The 15,878-nt window shown below is 26.0% G+C and carries 16 protein-coding genes and 7 tRNA genes; 6 read left to right on the top strand and 17 right to left on the bottom strand.

Features of this window, described 5'->3' with window-relative positions; translation table 11 throughout:
* Positions 1-4 precede the first annotated feature (4 nt).
* Complete coding sequence (locus tag AS160_RS02295; RefSeq protein ID WP_165144365.1) at positions 5-685, top strand: hypothetical protein; 681 nt, start codon at positions 5-7, stop codon at positions 683-685.
* A gap of 19 nt (positions 686-704) precedes the next feature.
* Here AS160_RS02295 and AS160_RS02290 read toward each other — a convergent pair whose 3' ends face one another.
* The 4 genes from AS160_RS02290 to AS160_RS02275 form a co-directional block, all read right to left on the bottom strand.
* Positions 705-2,183 carry a YfcC family protein gene (locus AS160_RS02290; protein WP_165144364.1) on the bottom strand — a complete coding sequence of 493 codons (1,479 nt, stop codon included), beginning with the start codon at positions 2,181-2,183 and terminating at the stop codon, positions 705-707.
* A 1-nt stretch (position 2,184) separates the two neighbouring features.
* Positions 2,185-3,525 carry a Sapep family Mn(2+)-dependent dipeptidase gene (locus tag AS160_RS02285; RefSeq protein WP_165144363.1) on the bottom strand — a complete coding sequence of 447 codons (1,341 nt, stop codon included), beginning with the start codon at positions 3,523-3,525 and terminating at the stop codon, positions 2,185-2,187.
* A gap of 260 nt (positions 3,526-3,785) precedes the next feature.
* On the bottom strand, positions 3,786-4,706 hold the full coding sequence (gene rbsK / locus AS160_RS02280) for a ribokinase (RefSeq protein WP_165144362.1): 921 nt from the start codon (positions 4,704-4,706) through the stop codon (positions 3,786-3,788).
* Positions 4,703-5,758, bottom strand: a complete 1,056-nt coding sequence (locus tag AS160_RS02275; RefSeq protein ID WP_165144361.1) for a hypothetical protein — start codon at positions 5,756-5,758, stop codon at positions 4,703-4,705. Before AS160_RS02275 ends, rbsK begins: the two co-directional genes overlap by 4 nt.
* 205 nt (positions 5,759-5,963) lie before the next feature.
* Here AS160_RS02275 and argF point away from each other — a divergent pair, with 205 nt between their 5' ends.
* Genes argF through AS160_RS02260 form a run of 3 tightly spaced genes read left to right on the top strand, consistent with a single transcriptional unit; the run spans position 5,964 to position 8,606 of the window.
* Complete coding sequence (gene argF / locus AS160_RS02270) at positions 5,964-6,944, top strand: ornithine carbamoyltransferase (RefSeq protein WP_165144360.1); 981 nt, start codon at positions 5,964-5,966, stop codon at positions 6,942-6,944.
* Positions 6,945-6,969: 25 nt separating this feature from the next.
* The gene (arcC, locus tag AS160_RS02265) at positions 6,970-7,911 is read left to right on the top strand and encodes a carbamate kinase (protein ID WP_165144359.1); all 942 of its coding nucleotides are present in this window, start codon (positions 6,970-6,972) and stop codon (positions 7,909-7,911) included.
* Positions 7,908-8,606: an HAD hydrolase-like protein gene (locus tag AS160_RS02260; protein ID WP_206528045.1), complete on the top strand. Its 699-nt coding sequence runs from the start codon at positions 7,908-7,910 to the stop codon at positions 8,604-8,606. Before arcC ends, AS160_RS02260 begins: the two co-directional genes overlap by 4 nt.
* Before the next feature lie 30 nt (positions 8,607-8,636).
* On the opposite strand, the gene AS160_RS02255 is transcribed toward AS160_RS02260, so the two are convergent.
* The 3 genes from AS160_RS02255 to AS160_RS02245 form a co-directional block, all read right to left on the bottom strand.
* Positions 8,637-8,713 (bottom strand) — tRNA-Met (locus tag AS160_RS02255).
* A gap of 10 nt (positions 8,714-8,723) precedes the next feature.
* Positions 8,724-8,800, bottom strand: a tRNA-Met gene (locus AS160_RS02250).
* 22 nt (positions 8,801-8,822) lie between these two features.
* Positions 8,823-8,911 (bottom strand) — tRNA-Leu (locus tag AS160_RS02245).
* A 231-nt stretch (positions 8,912-9,142) separates the two neighbouring features.
* On the opposite strand from AS160_RS02245, the gene AS160_RS02240 reads away from it, so the two are divergent.
* Positions 9,143-10,642 carry a GGDEF domain-containing protein gene (locus AS160_RS02240; RefSeq protein ID WP_206528043.1) on the top strand — a complete coding sequence of 500 codons (1,500 nt, stop codon included), beginning with the start codon at positions 9,143-9,145 and terminating at the stop codon, positions 10,640-10,642.
* 17 nt (positions 10,643-10,659) lie between these two features.
* On the opposite strand, the gene AS160_RS02235 is transcribed toward AS160_RS02240, so the two are convergent.
* The 5 genes from AS160_RS02235 to AS160_RS02215 form a co-directional block, all read right to left on the bottom strand.
* Positions 10,660-10,736: transfer RNA gene (locus AS160_RS02235), tRNA-Met, on the bottom strand.
* A gap of 10 nt (positions 10,737-10,746) precedes the next feature.
* Positions 10,747-10,823: transfer RNA gene (locus tag AS160_RS02230), tRNA-Met, on the bottom strand.
* A 22-nt stretch (positions 10,824-10,845) separates the two neighbouring features.
* Positions 10,846-10,934: transfer RNA gene (locus tag AS160_RS02225), tRNA-Leu, on the bottom strand.
* 69 nt (positions 10,935-11,003) lie between these two features.
* A complete protein-coding gene (locus AS160_RS02220; protein ID WP_165144357.1) occupies positions 11,004-11,756 on the bottom strand; it encodes an ATP-binding cassette domain-containing protein in 753 nt (250 codons plus the stop codon).
* A 4-nt stretch (positions 11,757-11,760) separates the two neighbouring features.
* A complete protein-coding gene (locus AS160_RS02215) occupies positions 11,761-11,928 on the bottom strand; it encodes a hypothetical protein (protein WP_165144356.1) in 168 nt (55 codons plus the stop codon).
* 217 nt (positions 11,929-12,145) lie between these two features.
* On the opposite strand from AS160_RS02215, the gene AS160_RS02210 reads away from it, so the two are divergent.
* Positions 12,146-12,233: transfer RNA gene (locus AS160_RS02210), tRNA-Leu, on the top strand.
* Between the two features lie 32 nt (positions 12,234-12,265).
* Here AS160_RS02210 and AS160_RS02205 read toward each other — a convergent pair.
* The 5 genes from AS160_RS02205 to surE are packed head-to-tail and all read right to left on the bottom strand — an operon-like array spanning position 12,266 to position 15,690.
* Complete coding sequence (locus AS160_RS02205) at positions 12,266-13,249, bottom strand: lysylphosphatidylglycerol synthase transmembrane domain-containing protein (protein WP_165144355.1); 984 nt, start codon at positions 13,247-13,249, stop codon at positions 12,266-12,268.
* 1 nt (position 13,250) lies between these two features.
* Positions 13,251-13,466, bottom strand: a complete 216-nt coding sequence (locus tag AS160_RS02200; RefSeq protein WP_165144354.1) for a copper chaperone — start codon at positions 13,464-13,466, stop codon at positions 13,251-13,253.
* A gap of 4 nt (positions 13,467-13,470) precedes the next feature.
* A complete protein-coding gene (gene fmt / locus AS160_RS02195) occupies positions 13,471-14,412 on the bottom strand; it encodes a methionyl-tRNA formyltransferase (RefSeq protein WP_165144353.1) in 942 nt (313 codons plus the stop codon).
* Positions 14,409-14,939, bottom strand: a complete 531-nt coding sequence (gene def, locus AS160_RS02190) for a peptide deformylase (RefSeq protein WP_165144352.1) — start codon at positions 14,937-14,939, stop codon at positions 14,409-14,411. Before def ends, fmt begins: the two co-directional genes overlap by 4 nt.
* Positions 14,929-15,690 carry a 5'/3'-nucleotidase SurE gene (surE, locus tag AS160_RS02185; protein ID WP_165144351.1) on the bottom strand — a complete coding sequence of 254 codons (762 nt, stop codon included), beginning with the start codon at positions 15,688-15,690 and terminating at the stop codon, positions 14,929-14,931. The genes def and surE overlap by 11 nt, the downstream gene beginning before the upstream one ends.
* Between the last annotated feature and the right edge of the window lie 188 nt (positions 15,691-15,878).

The following is a 15,878-nucleotide window of genomic DNA, read 5'->3' as shown; positions in this document are numbered from 1 at the left end:
TTTTATGAAAAAATTTATTATTTTAATTTTCTGTTTAATAACTATTGTTTCCTTTGGTTATACTAGTATAAATTTTAATTTTTTAATTACTTTCGGGAGTACAAATACAACATATAGTCAAATTGTAAAACTTTATTATATTGATGATTCAATAATATCTACAATTACTTTTAATTTTAAAAAATATCCTCAAAAAATTATTATTGATAATGAAGAATTTATAGTTTATTCAAAACTGCAAAAATTTATAACTGGTTCTGGAAAAATTAATATAAAATATAACAATAAGAATTATGAATTTTTATTAAATAATGAGGAATTAATAATCGGATTTGAAGAAGTAGAACCAAATATAAAACTTTATTATTATACAAAGAATATTTCTCCAAATAATGATTGGTATAATGATTCATTAAGACTTGTCCTTTATTCAAATACATATTGTACTTTGAAGATTCTAGGTTTTGAAAAATATATTTATCCTGGAAAAAATGAATTATATATACCAATTAATTTAAAAGACGGAAATTATAACACATCGCTTAAATTTATCAATTCTAAAGGAATATATACAAAAGATATAGAATTTAAAATTAATAGAAACAAAAAAACTTATACTAAATATATAATACTAAGTATTTTAGGATTATTTATAGGATTTATAGGATATAATATAATAAAATAGGGCGCAAAGCCCTATTTTATTATATATATACAGCTATAGTTAATAATGCCATTACAACTAATGATATTATAATTAATAATTTCCAAACAAATTTAAAGTATGTTTCATATGGAACTTTAGCAATTGCTAATGCACCCATAATAACTGCACTTGTAGGAGTAAATAAATTAATTACACCTGATGCAGATTGATAAGCTGTTATAACTAAATCTCTTCCTACTCCTGCAAAATCTGCTAATGGAGCCATAATTGGCATTGTTAAAGTAGCTAAACCAGATGTAGACGGCACTAAAAATGACATTGGCAAATAGAATAAATAAGCTATATTAACAAATGCTGCTGATCCTAATTTTGCTAATGTTTCTTCTCCCCAATGAAGAATAGTTGCTGTCATTCCTCCATCATTCATAACAACTGTTATCCCTCTTGAAACTCCAATAATTAATGCCACTCCTAATAAATCTCTTGCTCCACTTACAAAACTATCTATATATTCATTTTCACTCATTTTATACATTCTAGAAATTATTAAACTAGCTACAAAAAATAACATTGTTATTTCTCCAAACCACCAGTCTCCTAATGGTATTGGATGTCCTATAATTTTACCTAATACTGGAATATTCATTAAAAAGTTATTAAATTTTTCAAAGATTAATATATCAAACTTCCATGCCCAAGGTATAACCCCTAAAACCATTATAACAAATGTTAATCCGAAAACCCATAATACATTTTTTCTTTCTTTTGTTAAATGAATTTCTTCATTGTTTTCGTTTTTAAAATGTTCTTCATGTTCATCTTTCAAATGATATATTAAGGATTTTGATGGATCTTTTTTTACTTTATCCGCATATTTCATTACATATATAATTCCAATTATTTCTGAAATGAATAATATAACTAATCTCAATATAATTCCATCACCAATTGAAATATTTGCAAACCCAGAGGCTATACCTGTCGCAAATGGATTAACTGTAGAACCTAATACTCCCAATCCAGCACCTAATGCTATTGTTGCAACCGCAGTTAAAGCATCAAAACCTGCTGCTATAAATACTGGAATAATAAGAGGGTAAAAAGCAATTGTTTCTTCTGCCATTCCGTATGTTGTTCCACCCAATCCAAATAAAATCATTAAAATTGGAATTAACAATTTTTCTTTACCATTAAGTTTCTTTAAAACATTTGATATACCTGCTTCAATAGCTCCTGTTTTCATAACTATAGATAAAAAACCACCTATAACAATAACAAATAAAGCTATATCCACTGCATCATAAAAACCTTTAATTGGCGCATTAAAAATTTCCCATAATCCTTGGGGGTTTTGTTCAACCCTATGATATGTACCTGGAATAGGTTGTGGTTTTGAAGCTGTTGGATCAACATAATCATACTGCCCTGCTGGAACAATCCATGTGAAAATTGCTACTACAACTATAATTGAAAAAAGTATAGTGTAGGCTGTTGGCATCTTAAATTTCTTTTTCATCCTAAACCTCCTCACATAATTTATATATAGCTTTGGCATATATTTTAATACTATTTATTAAATCCTCTATTTTTACTCTCTCATTAGGTTTATGTTCTGTTGATATTCCATTTGGAAAAGTTGCTCCAAATGCAATACAATTATCTAATGCCCTTGCATATGTTGCACCACCAGATGATATTGGTTCTGATTCAAAATCTTTTGTTTCCTCTCGATAAGTTTCTAATAATATTTTGTATAAAAAATGTTCTTTAGAAAAATAAACAGGTTGAAGCCAATCTATTTCTTCACATTTAATGTTATATTGGTTTATTTTTTCTTTTATTTTCTCTATTACATAATCCTTTTTTACAGTAACCGGTATTCTAATATCCACTCCAATTTCTTGATAATCACTATCAATATTTATTTTCCCTATATTAAATTTTAAATACCCTGAATCATCATCTTTACATTCTCCAAATATTTTTCTAGCATATGGATCTTCTCCAATTTCATTAACAATAAAATTTATCAAATTGCTGCTATACCCTATATTTTTTAAGGCTATTAATAATCTTTCTATTGCATTTATACCTTTTTCTGTATCTTTTGCATGAGCAGACTTTCCTAAAACTATTATTTTTTTGTCTTTTATTAAATATTCATACCCTAATTTGTTCATTTCTTCTTTCAATTTATCTATATCTTTATCATATTCAATCTTATCAGGTACAGAATTTAATGCATTTCCACCAACTATTTTTATATCGCTTTTTTCTTCTGAATATATTTTTAATTGTAATAATCCTTTTTCTGCATAAACTAAAGGAAATTTAGAATCTGGTGTAAAAGATATATAAGGAATTTCTTCATTTTCTTTATATTTTTGAATTCCTCTCCATAACAATTCTTCATCTGTTCCAAAAATTATTCTTATTCTTTTATTGAATTTATACCCTAATTCGTCTAATATTTTTATTGCATATATTGATGCTAATAATGGCCCCTTATCATCTTGAACCCCACGTCCATATACATATTCATCTTTTATTGTCATATCAAATGGATTATTTTCCCAGTCATCTAAATTTCCAGCTGGTACAACATCTAAATGGCCTAAAATACCAATTAAATCTTCACCATTTCCAATTTCTGCATAACCATAATATTTATTATAGTAAGTTTTAAACCCTAATCTTTCACATATTGATAGAGTTTTTTTCAAAACCTTATCAATATTTTCACCAAATGGATAATCCAAAGAATCTTCATTAACACTAGGAATATCTATAATCTCTTTTAAATCGTGAAAAAATTCACTCTTCTTATTCAATATTAATTTTTCTAAAATTTCTAACATAATACACCCCCTCTTAAGAAACCACCTTATTATATACTATTATTTTCATTATGAAAAATATTTCATGTGTTATTATTCTCAACATAAGAACAATTATATACAAATATAATTAATTAACATTATTATTTTTATTTATTTTTGACTATACTATTTATTATTTCTTTATTAATATTTTATTATTTAAATATTTATAATTAATACTCTATATTAAAAATAAATCCCCACATAGGGGATTTATTAATTAAATCATATTAATTTCTTTACTTAATGTTTAATTTTATAAACTGCTCAACTTCCTCTCTATTTGGTATTGAAGATTGAGCTCCTTTTTTAGTTACAGATAAACCTGCTGCAGCTGAAGCAAAAATTATTGATTCTTTTATATCTTTTTTTTCCGACAAAGCTACAGCTAACGCTCCATTAAAAACATCACCTGCTGCTGTTGTGTCTACAACATCATCTATTTTAAATACTGGTATTTTTAAGATTGAATTAGCATTGTATAATATTATATCCTTTCCGCCTTGTTTTAATATAATATTTTTAACACCTAATTTAAAGAAATTTCTTAATACTTCTTTTAAATTTTCCTCTGGATTTAAATTGAAAAATTTCAAAGATAGATATTTAAACTCTTCTTCATTTGGCGTAAAATAGTCTATGTATTGAAAAATTTCCTTTTCTATATTTTGTGCTGGAGCTGGATCAAAAATAATTATTTTATTTCTTTTACTAAAGGTTCTTGCAATATATAATGTTGTTTCATATGGTATTTCATTTTGTAATAAAAAATATTTATATTCATTTAATATATTAATTTTTTTCTCTACTATTTCTGGGATTATAAAACTATTTGCTCCTTCATATATTATTATTCTATTCTCACCTCTTTTTGTTACTTCAATATATGCTCTACCCGTAGGTAAATCAGTATATATATATCCTATTATATTATTATTATCAAAATTATTTGCTAATTTTTTCCCAAATTCATCATTTCCTAATGCTGTAAAAAAATATACCTTATTTTTAGATAATTTAGCTGCAGTTACCGCTTGATTCGCACCTTTTCCTCCAGGAAAATATTCTAAAGAAATAGCCTTTTGTGTTTCACCTGGATTTGTAAATTTCTCAACAGTTAAAACTATGTCCATATTGGAACTTCCTATTACTGCTATCATTTTATAACCTCCGTTATATATTTTTGATATAGCATATCTAAATATATTAAAGCATATAACATTGAACCCCTAATTGTAACTAAATCCCAATCAGAAAAATACGTTTCTTCATTTCTATTATTTCCTAAATAAAAATATGAAATTAAATCAAAATTTCTCTCACCTTTATTTCCATCACCTATTGTATTATCTGTACTTGCTATCCCCAAAAAATCCGCATCTATTAATGTATGAGTAAGCCCAAAAGATAATGCATATATATTATTATTATCGATTTCAGCTCTGAATGACCCTGGAAAAAATCTCGACTCTTGCATTATAATAGCTAATATTAATTCAACTGGTATATGATTTAACTTAATTAATGAAGGATATAATTCTGATGATGTGTTATGTAATCTATTTAATTCAATATTTGAATTAGTATATGTATATGCAACATCTACTAGATATTCAGAATATTTTTTAATTTCTATATCTGTCAAATTTTCATTTGGATAAAAATATTCAAACCAGGATTTAAATGTTGAAGATGTATTATAATATTCTTTTATTTTATTATATAGTCTATTTACCAAAAATTCCCTTTTTTCAAATGAGGTTATTATATTTGGATTTAATTCTGGATATTTTTTTGAAGAATTTGTGGGAATTATTTCATCATAATTATCAAAAACATTTGGTGAATTATTTTTAAATTGGTCATTAATAATGTTTAATATATAATTTTTTATTTTTGGATTATAATGTGGATCATCTGATAAACTTTTTGTTTTTGTTGTATTATTAATTTCTCCAACAAAATATTTATAAAATTCTAAGACATTATCATCATATATATAACCATTTTCATTTGCATATTTTAATAATTCTTCAAAAGTCTTATTCCCACCTCTATTATATCCAGTAGCTATAACTCTAATTAATAATTCTTTTTGAGTATTAGTTAAATCAGAAAAATTTGTATCTTCAACTTTTGGAATATTTTTTAAACACGATGAATTTAAAATAATTAATAATAATATTATTATATAAACATATATCTTTCTCATTTTATCACCTCATTTAATTATATCATAAATAAGCATACTCAAGCATACTCATTTATACTTACGCATACTCATAATAACTAGGAATAATTATGAAATTTTCTTCATATTATCTGATTTTTTTATTTTTTTTTTGTTTGGAGAATACTAAAAAAAAATGTATAATATGAACGTCGATAGAATCTTATAATATTGAGGAGGAGATAATATGCCAGTAAACTTAAAAGGAAGAAGCTTATTATCATTAAAAGATTATACACCAGAAGAAATAAAATATTTATTAGATTTAGCTTTTGATTTAAAATCAAAAAAAAGAGCAGGTATTAGAAATGAATTATTAAAAGGCAAAAACATTGTATTAATTTTTGATAAAACATCTACTAGAACAAGAACAGCATTTGAAGTTGCTGCATTAGATGAAGGAGCTCATGTAACTTTCTTAACAAATAGTCAAATGGGTAAAAAAGAATCAATAGAAGATACAGCAAAAGTATTAGGTAGAATGTATGACGGAATTGAATACAGAGGTTTTAAACAAAAAGTAGTTGAAGATTTAGCTAAATATTCAGGAGTTCCTGTATGGAATGGTTTAACAGATGAAGCACATCCAACACAAGGATTAGCAGACGTAATGACAATGATGGAATATATTCATAAACCATTAAATCAAATGAAAGTTGTATTTATTGGAGATACTAGAAATAATGTTGCAAACACATTAATGAGAATTTCTGCAAAATTAGGAATGCACTATGTTGCAGTTGGACCTGAATCATTAAAACCATCAGATGAAATGATGAACGAAGCTTTAGAAACAGCAAAAGAAACTGGTGCTGTTATTGAATATACATCTGATTTAGATGGAGTAAAAGGTGCAGATGTTATATACACAGATGTTTGGGTATCAATGGGTGAAGAAGATAAAATGCCTGAAAGAGTAGAATTATTAACTCCATATAGGGTAGATATGGAGTTAATCAAAAGAACAGAAAATCCAAATGTAATTTTCTTACACTGTTTACCTTCATTCCATGACTTTGAAACTGTAGTTGCAAGAGAAGCAAAAGAAAGAGGATTAGATATTAGAGAAGTTACTGATGAAGTATTTAGAAGCAGACATTCAAAAGTATTTGATCAAGCAGAAAACAGAATGCATACTATAAAAGCTATTATGGTTGCTACATTGTAATTGATCTGATTAAGGAGGTTTTTATATGAAAAAATTAGCAGTAGTTGCTATTGGCGGCAACGCAATGAATAGACCTGGTGAAAAACCAACTGCAGAAAATATGTTTAGAAATATTAGAGCAACAGCATCATATTTAGCAGACATGATTGAAATGGATTATGATATTATTATTACACACGGAAATGGCCCACAAGTTGGAAATTTACTTTTACAACAAGATATTGCAAAGGATACTATTCCTCCATTTCCAATGGATGTTTTAGGTGCAATGACTCAAGGTTATTTAGGATATATGATTTCACAAGAATTAAAGAATATTTTAAGAGAAAGAAAAATTGAAAGAGATGTTGCTACTGTAGTAACTCAAATAGTTGTTGATAAAGATGATCCTGGATTTAAAAATCCTACAAAACCAGTAGGTCCTTTCTACACTGAAGAAGATGCTAAAAAAATGATGGAAGAAAAAGGATGGATCTTTAAGGAAGATGCTGGTAGAGGATGGAGAAGAGTTGTTCCTTCACCAATTCCATTAGATGCTATAGAAAAAAATACTATAAGAGACTTAGTAGAAAATGATGTAATTGTTATTGCCGGTGGTGGCGGTGGAATACCAGTTATTATTGACGAAAATGGTGAAGTAAAAGGCGTTGAAGCTGTTATCGATAAAGATAGAGCATCTGCTTTATTAGCTAAAGAATTAAATGCTGATGAATTTATTATATTAACAGCTGTTGAAAAAGTATATTTAAACTTCAATAAACCAGATCAAAAAGCATTAGATGAAATTACTGTAAATGAAGCTATAAAATATATAGAAGAAGGCCACTTTGCAAAAGGAAGTATGTTACCAAAAGTTGAAGCATGTATTTCTTTTGTAAAAGATACAGGAAAACCAGCATTAATAACAGATATGGAAAAATTAAAAGAAGCTTTAGAAGGAAAAACAGGAACTAAAATTTTACCATAATAAAAATTAAACCTTGTCTGGATTGTGAATCTCTCCCTCTCCCCACAATCCAGACCTTTTTATTTGGAGGTGGTATTATTTATATTTTTCTTGATTATGATGGTACATTAATAAAAAATGATGAAGATGAATTTCAAAAATACTATTTTTCTAGCTTTTTAAAATATTCAAAATTAGAAAAAAAAATTATTGATATTGTTTTAGAATGTACAATTGAGTTAATAAAAAAAGATGATGATAAAATAACAAATTTAGAATATTTTATGAATTTAATGGAAGAAAAAACAGGAAAAGATTCTATGTATTGGTATAATATATTTTTAGATTTTTATAACACTGAATTTCCAAAATTAAAAAGTATAATTAAACCTAATGATAAATTAATAAATAAAATAAAATATTCTAATCATAAATTTATTTTTGCTTCAAATCCTCTTTTCCCAGAAATTGCAGTAAAACATAGAATAGAATTTATTAATTTAAAAACAAACGATTTTATTTATATTTCCACAATGGAAAATTCTCATTATTGCAAACCTAATGAAAATTATTTTAATGAAATTATTTATAAATTGAATATTAAACCAGAGGATTGTTTAATGATAGGTGATACAGATTTTGATAGGGAGTGTATAAAAGCTGGAATTAATTTTATACATGTATCTGAAGAAAATATATGGGAAGAAATACTATAAAAAAGGAGCGTAAAGCTCCTTTTTTTAATATGGTGGCGGCGAAGAGACTCGAACTCTTGACACTGCGGGTATGAACCGCATGCTCTAGCCAACTGAGCTACGCCGCCATAAAAAAAATGGTAGCGGGGGCAGGATTTGAACCTACGACCTTCGGGTTATGAGCCCGACGAGCTACCAGACTGCTCCACCCCGCACCGCGTAGTAGAGTAAATAAAATGGTGCCGAGGGTGGGACTTGAACCCACACGGGTGTCTCCACCCAACGGATTTTAAGTCCGCAGCGTCTGCCAATTCCGCCACCTCGGCAACCTTCTTCGGTTATTTCAACCAGATTTATTCTATCACTTTTTATTATTTTTGTCAATACCTTTTTAGTTACAAGTTTTTTATGAATTTATTGGTATTAATTAAATAAAATATTTCCAAAAAAAATTTTATAATTAAACATTATACTTGATAAAAAATAATTGTAATGTTATAATATTACTAACAATAAATTTTATAGGTGATAATATGAAAAGATATATTTTTTTATTCATGAGTTTTTTATTTTTTTTATGTTTTTGGATATTTAGTTATAGAATAAATAACCTAGATGGTGAAAAATTAAATATATGGATTGATGAAAATGGAAATGAATTAAAAGTTCCTATTATAAAAGTATTAAAGGGTAATGAACTAACTTTAATAACCTATTTTAATAAAAATGATAAAAATTATATTATTTTTCCAGAAATATCTGGAAATTATGCAGAAATATACCTCAATGGTAACCTAATAGAAAAATTAGGTTATGGGAAAGATCATTTATTTAATCTTTATTTGAAACCTCATTTATTATTTTTAGGGAATAACTTAAAAGAAAAAAATGAATTAAAAATAGTTATTTTTGATTTATATAAAGGCGGAATTAAAACAACTCCTGTTTTAATCAATGAAAAAGATTTAAATAAATTTTCAATTTTAAAATTTATTAATTATGGTTTTATTTCATCATTAGGCGGAATTATATTCTTCTCTATAATATTAGTTTTAGATTATTTATTTTTTTTAAAATTAGAAAAAAAGGTTTTTTTATACTATCTTTTATCTTTAATTCTTTTACTTGTATCCTCAAGAGATTTTCATTATATTTCTTTGGGAAATCAACATACATATTTAATTATGAAAAAAATATTTTTTGTTTTTTTATTAGCAAGTTTTATGTTTTTTATTCAAACTATCAATACTAGTATCAAAAAAAGAAGATTATTTAATTATATCATTGGTATTTTATTATTAATCCCATCTCTTTTTTATATTTTTTCTAAGGATGTTTATACATTAATGGAATATTATAATAAATTTTCAATTATTCCAACAATAATTTTATTTTTACTTATTATTTTATATAGAAATATAGAAAGATATATTTTTTTATTTACATTTTTAGCTTGTACTATTTTACACGATATATTATTAGTTTATTATCCCATTAATGGAGATAGATTTTTATTTCAATATGGTCTTTTTTCTTACGCAATATTCATAGGATTTAGAATTATTGAAGAATTAAAAAATGCAAATATCAAAATCGAAGATTATTATAATAAAGCTTTTAGCGATCCATTAACTAATTCACATAATAGATTTTTACTTAATCACATCAAATTAACAAACGAAGATACTATAGTATTTTTTGATTTGAATGATTTAAAAAAAATAAATGATAATTTTGGGCATGAAAAAGGTGATGAAGCTTTAATTTTTGTTTCAAGTATAGTAAAAAAACATATTAGGATAAATGATTATTTAATTAGATATGGCGGTGATGAATTTATAGTCATTATGAAAAAATGCAGTACTAAAATTGCAAAATTGAAATTTCTTGAAATACAAGAAGATTTAAAAAAATTTGAAATCCCGCTATCCATAGCTTATGGAATTTCTAAATTTAATGAAAATCTTGATAAAACTTTACAGATAGCTGATATGAAAATGTATAAAATGAAATCTCTAATTAAGAAAAATAGAAGAAAAAAAATAAAAGGAGCGTAAAGCTCCTTTTTTTAATATGGTGGCGGCGAAGAGACTCGAACTCTTGACACTGCGGGTATGAACCGCATGCTCTAGCCAACTGAGCTACGCCGCCATAAAAAAAATGGTAGCGGGGGCAGGATTTGAACCTACGACCTTCGGGTTATGAGCCCGACGAGCTACCAGACTGCTCCACCCCGCACCGCGTAGTAGAGTAAATAAAATGGTGCCGAGGGTGGGACTTGAACCCACACGGGTGTCTCCACCCAACGGATTTTAAGTCCGCAGCGTCTGCCAATTCCGCCACCTCGGCAACCTTCTTCGGTTATTTCAACTAGATTTATTCTATCACTTTTTATTATTTTTGTCAATACCTTTTTAGTTACAAGTTTCTAAATTTATTTACTCTGAAGTTAATAATAAATTCCTTTGGAGTTGAATCAAAAACAATTTCACCTTCATTTAGTACTATTACTCTATTACATATATCAAGATATCTAAATAAATTTCTAGTTGCAAATATTAAAACTCTATTCTGGTTTATATCAAATATTAAATCTTTTATTTTTTTTAATAAATAATCATCTATATGATCAAGTATTGAATCAAACATAAAAATTTTTGGATTTTGCGCTAAAGATATAAAAAGTAATAACGATAACTTATCTGCACTCGACCAATTTGACAAATCATTATAATATTTTAAACTTTTCAAATCGGAAAACTTATCTATCAAATCTATTTTTTTTAATAATGTTATATTTTCATAAGATAAATTTTGTGGAGAAATTCCTAATGATATTTTTAATAATTCTTTTAAAGATATATAATTAAAATTTTGCAAAAATTTTGGTTCAGTATAAGTTATATTGCTTCTTAAATATTTTTTATCTTGCTCTCTAACATCTATTCCTTTATACTTTATATCCCCTTTCCCATACACATTACTAAATAATTCTTCATTCAAATGGACAAATGATCTTAATAATGAAGATTTACCCGAATTTCTTTCTCCGTATATTAATACAGATTCATTATTATATAATTTTAAGTTAATATTTTTTAATACCTCTTGATTATCAATAAACAAAGAAAAATCCTTCACCTCTATAATAGGCTCATCATCATAATACATATGTTCACCTATTTTCTTTCTTTTCTTTTATTTCTTTAGAATTAACATTTTCAATTGAATTAAAAAATCTTTTTTTAGTTATATTTTTTATTTCTTCTTCATTTTCTATATTTTTTATTTGTTTTAAAAAATCATATTGTGATAAGATATGAATTTTGTTCTTATATTCCATTTGAACACCTCCATAATATTATAATAATACAAAATTATATACATGATTTTGAAAAAATATATATTTTAATATTCTTTTTTGTTAATTGTTTTAGTTTTAATTTATTATATATATATTTTTTACTTTTGCGAAATTTAATTAATAGATGTTACTTATCAACAATTAAACGTCCACTATTGACAAAAAATAAAAGATATTGTATAATAGATAAGGTTATGCCGAGGTGGTGGAATCGGCAGACACGCATGGTTGAGGGCCATGTGGGAGTTTATCCCGTGCGGGTTCAAGTCCCGCCCTCGGCACCAACAAAAAAGAGTCCCGTTTTGGGACTCTTTTTTTAAACTTTTTTTCTTTTATGATTATACAATACAACAATTCCCCCAACTAATAAAACAAAATAATATATAGAAAATCTCCATAGTATAATAGCCGCTCCAATTTTTTCTGAAGGAATTATATTAGAAAATAATAAATAAAATATACCTTCTGCTCCTCCAGATGTACCTGGTGTTGGAACAATTGAAGAGGTAATTTGGGTAATTAACGACCTTATAATTATATTTAAGTTCATATTTAACCCAAATCCTTTCATAACAAAGGGTAAAACAAGAAAAGAAGTACTAAATTGTAAAAAACTTAAAATAAATAAAATTAATATTTTTATTATTTTTTTTGATTCTTTTTTAAAGATTTCTATAAATTTTTCAATTTTAAGAATAATTTCATTGGTGTATTTCTCTGGTTCTTTTAAAACGCCAATTTTTTTTAAAATTCTAATAAAATACATAGTTGTATTAATTGCAGCATTTTCATTAATAACATAAAACAATATCAAAAAAATAGCTAAAGAGTTCATAAATGTACCTAAAATTATACCAATTGTTATACTTTTATTATAATTAAATAAAGAATAAAATATACCTACCGCTCCTAGAAAAGCCATATTTATTTGAAAAATAAATGTTTTAAATAAAATTACAGCGGTTGCTTCACCGGGATCAATACCATATTTTGACAAATATATTATCTGAAATGGTTGTCCTCCTGTATAAAAGGGCGTTAAATAACTATAAAACTGTCCAATTAAGGTAAAATTTATCGCACTTTTATAACTTATTTCTTTCAATAATACTTTTATTATTAAAGATTCAATTAACCATTTTATAATCATTATAATAATTGATATTATAAAATATATATAATTATATCCAAAAAATGAATTAATATTTTTTATAAACCCATTTATCCCAGATACCAATATAAATACTACAATAGTAGTTATTAATGTAAATAAAAATCCATATAAATATTTCTTTTTCATATTAGTACTTTAATTCAAAACCTTTACTTTTCAATTTTTCACTAATTTCTTCCCTAGATACTTTTTCATCATCAAAAGTTAATTCCACAGCGCCAAAAGCTTTTTCAATTTTAAATGTTATTATTCCATCAATACATTCTAATATTTCTTCAATTATTTTTGCATCCTCTTCATTTTTATAACCTTTTATCATATACATGTTAAATGTTTCAGCCATAAAATCACTCCTTCCTAATATTTTTAAATATATCTCCTACTTTTATTTTTCTACCATTTAAAGCATCTATAAATTTCATGGCTTTTTTACCAGGAAATTGTACTTTTTCAACCCTTATACTTCCTTGGGCAGTTGATATAATAGCACCATCTTTATCAACGTTTAATATTTTGCCAGGTATATCATTATATGATGAATATATACTTGTATTAAAAAGTTTAATTATTTCTCCATTAAATTCACATTTTGCACCTGGGATAGGATCATATGCTCTTATCTTATTAAAAACTTTAAAATTGTCTTCAAACCAATTTATATATGTATCTTCATTAGATATTTTATTAGCATACGTAGCTTGTGAATCATCTTGGTATATAAGTTTCTTTGTATATAAATCAAAATTGTTTAAGAAATCCACTAATGATTCACTTCCAATTTTGGCCAATCTATTATATAATGACTCAAAATTATCTTCCATATATATAGGGGTTTCCTTCATAAAAGCAATTGGCCCAGCATCTAATGCCTCAACTATCTTAAAAATCGAAATACCTGTTTTACTTTCACCGTTTTCAATTGCTCTTTGTATTGGTGCAGCGCCTCTATACTTTGGAAGTAAAGATGCATGCACATTCCAACATCCATATTTAGGTAAATTTATTACATTTTCTTTAAGGATTTTTCCATATGCCACAGTAATTATAATATCTGGTTTTAATTCATTTAATTGTTCAAATCCAGATTTCAAATTTACACTATTTGGCTGAAAAACTGGTATATTATTTTCTTGAGCTATTATTTTCACGGGTGTAGGTAATAATTTTTTCCCCCTACCTTTGGGTTTATCAGGTTGAGAAAATACTCCCACAATATTAAAATTATTTTCAATTAATTTCTTTAAATGAATTGCAGCAAAATCTGGAGTTCCCATAAATACTATTCTCATTCAATCACCACTTCGCCTAATTCTTTAGCTATTTTTCTACCTTCTTTCATTAATTCGTTTAATTTCCCTTTATATTTTGCTTTTGCTGCTGTACTAACTTTATCTACGAATAAAACTCCTTCTAAATGATCATATTCATGTTGAAAAATTCTAGCAGTATAATCATGTAATTCTTCTTCTATTTCATTACCATTTTCATCAAAATATTTAACCTTTATCCCTTCAGGCCTTTTTACGTTTATAAACACACCTGGAATACTTAAACATCCTTCTTCATATACAACTTCATCACCAAGAAATTCTATTATTTCAGGATTAATAATTTTTCTTAATTTTTTACCATCATCCATTATAAAAAATCTTTTATTAATACCTATTTGTGGAGCAGCTAATCCAACTCCATCTTCTTTATACATAACATTAGTCATATTATTTAATAACTCTTGAAATTTTTCATCAATTTTTTCCACTTTTTTTGCTTTTTTCCTTAATATAGGATCTCCAATTATTCTCACTTTATATTCCATTTTTATCCTCCTTTAAATTTTTCATATATTCAAAATCCGTCAAAAAAGATTTTATAGGGGTAACAGAAACATAATTATCCTTTAACACTATATAATCTGACTCTTCACTATCATCATCTTCTATTATTTCTCCTAACATCCAATAATAGGTATTCCCATATGGGTCTTTTCTTGGCTCAAAATAATCTCTATACCGCCTTTTACTTTGTTTTGTTATTTTATATCCTTTGATTTCAGAAAATTCTATATTTGGAACATTTATATTTAATGCACTAAATTCTGGCATATTTTTAATATTAATTTCATCTAAAAAATGTAAAATAAATTTAGCTGCGCTTTCATAATTTGGATTTTGATAATCACTGGAGGAAATTGCAATAGAAGGATATCCATTCAATGAACCTTCTAATGCACCTGATACTGTACCGGAATATAACAAATCCGTACCCAAATTAGGTCCTTTATTAATTCCACTTATAACAATATCAAAATCTACATCCTTATATATTGCTTCTAATCCAAGTTTAACACAATCAGCCGGAGTACCATTAACCGCATATCCCAAAAATTCATCATTTATATAAATTTTTTTAGCCCATAATGGATTTCTTATAGTAATCGCATGACCTGTTGCACTTCTTTCTATATCAGGAGCAACTACATATACATTATGCTTTTTCGAAAGTTCTTTTTTTAATGCATATATTCCAGGAGCCATAATCCCATCATCATTTGTAACAAGTATATTCATAATATCACCTCTATTTTAAATTTCTAAAAAGAATTGTTAAACACATTAGCTTTCTATACAATTATAGCATGTGTAGTTTAAAAATAAAGATTATTTGCTTTAAACTTTAAATAACTCTATTCTAACCAAAATAAATAAATATATTTTGTGAAACCTATTACACAAACTTCTTGAAATTTAAATAAAAA

This window comes from Marinitoga sp. 38H-ov (assembly GCF_011057715.1).
Classification (GTDB): domain Bacteria; phylum Thermotogota; class Thermotogae; order Petrotogales; family Petrotogaceae; genus Marinitoga.
This window is presented reverse-complemented; position numbering and strand designations above follow the sequence as displayed.

Bases quoted from the DNA above. Each gene is read 5' to 3' on its own strand.
- AS160_RS02295 (WP_165144365.1), top strand. From the start codon at position 5: ATGAAAAAATTTATTATTTTAATTTTCTGTTTAATAACTATTGTTTCC.
- AS160_RS02290 (WP_165144364.1), bottom strand. From the start codon at position 2,183: ATGAAAAAGAAATTTAAGATGCCAACAGCCTACACTATACTTTTTTCA.
- AS160_RS02285 (WP_165144363.1), bottom strand. From the start codon at position 3,525: ATGTTAGAAATTTTAGAAAAATTAATATTGAATAAGAAGAGTGAATTT.
- rbsK (WP_165144362.1), bottom strand. From the start codon at position 4,706: ATGATAGCAGTAATAGGAAGTTCCAATATGGACATAGTTTTAACTGTT.
- AS160_RS02275 (WP_165144361.1), bottom strand. From the start codon at position 5,758: ATGAGAAAGATATATGTTTATATAATAATATTATTATTAATTATTTTA.
- argF (WP_165144360.1), top strand. From the start codon at position 5,964: ATGCCAGTAAACTTAAAAGGAAGAAGCTTATTATCATTAAAAGATTAT.
- arcC (WP_165144359.1), top strand. From the start codon at position 6,970: ATGAAAAAATTAGCAGTAGTTGCTATTGGCGGCAACGCAATGAATAGA.
- AS160_RS02240 (WP_206528043.1), top strand. From the start codon at position 9,143: ATGAGTTTTTTATTTTTTTTATGTTTTTGGATATTTAGTTATAGAATA.
- AS160_RS02220 (WP_165144357.1), bottom strand. From the start codon at position 11,756: ATGTATTATGATGATGAGCCTATTATAGAGGTGAAGGATTTTTCTTTG.
- AS160_RS02215 (WP_165144356.1), bottom strand. From the start codon at position 11,928: ATGGAATATAAGAACAAAATTCATATCTTATCACAATATGATTTTTTA.
- AS160_RS02205 (WP_165144355.1), bottom strand. From the start codon at position 13,249: ATGAAAAAGAAATATTTATATGGATTTTTATTTACATTAATAACTACT.
- AS160_RS02200 (WP_165144354.1), bottom strand. From the start codon at position 13,466: ATGGCTGAAACATTTAACATGTATATGATAAAAGGTTATAAAAATGAA.
- fmt (WP_165144353.1), bottom strand. From the start codon at position 14,412: ATGAGAATAGTATTTATGGGAACTCCAGATTTTGCTGCAATTCATTTA.
- def (WP_165144352.1), bottom strand. From the start codon at position 14,939: ATGGAATATAAAGTGAGAATAATTGGAGATCCTATATTAAGGAAAAAA.
- surE (WP_165144351.1), bottom strand. From the start codon at position 15,690: ATGAATATACTTGTTACAAATGATGATGGGATTATGGCTCCTGGAATA.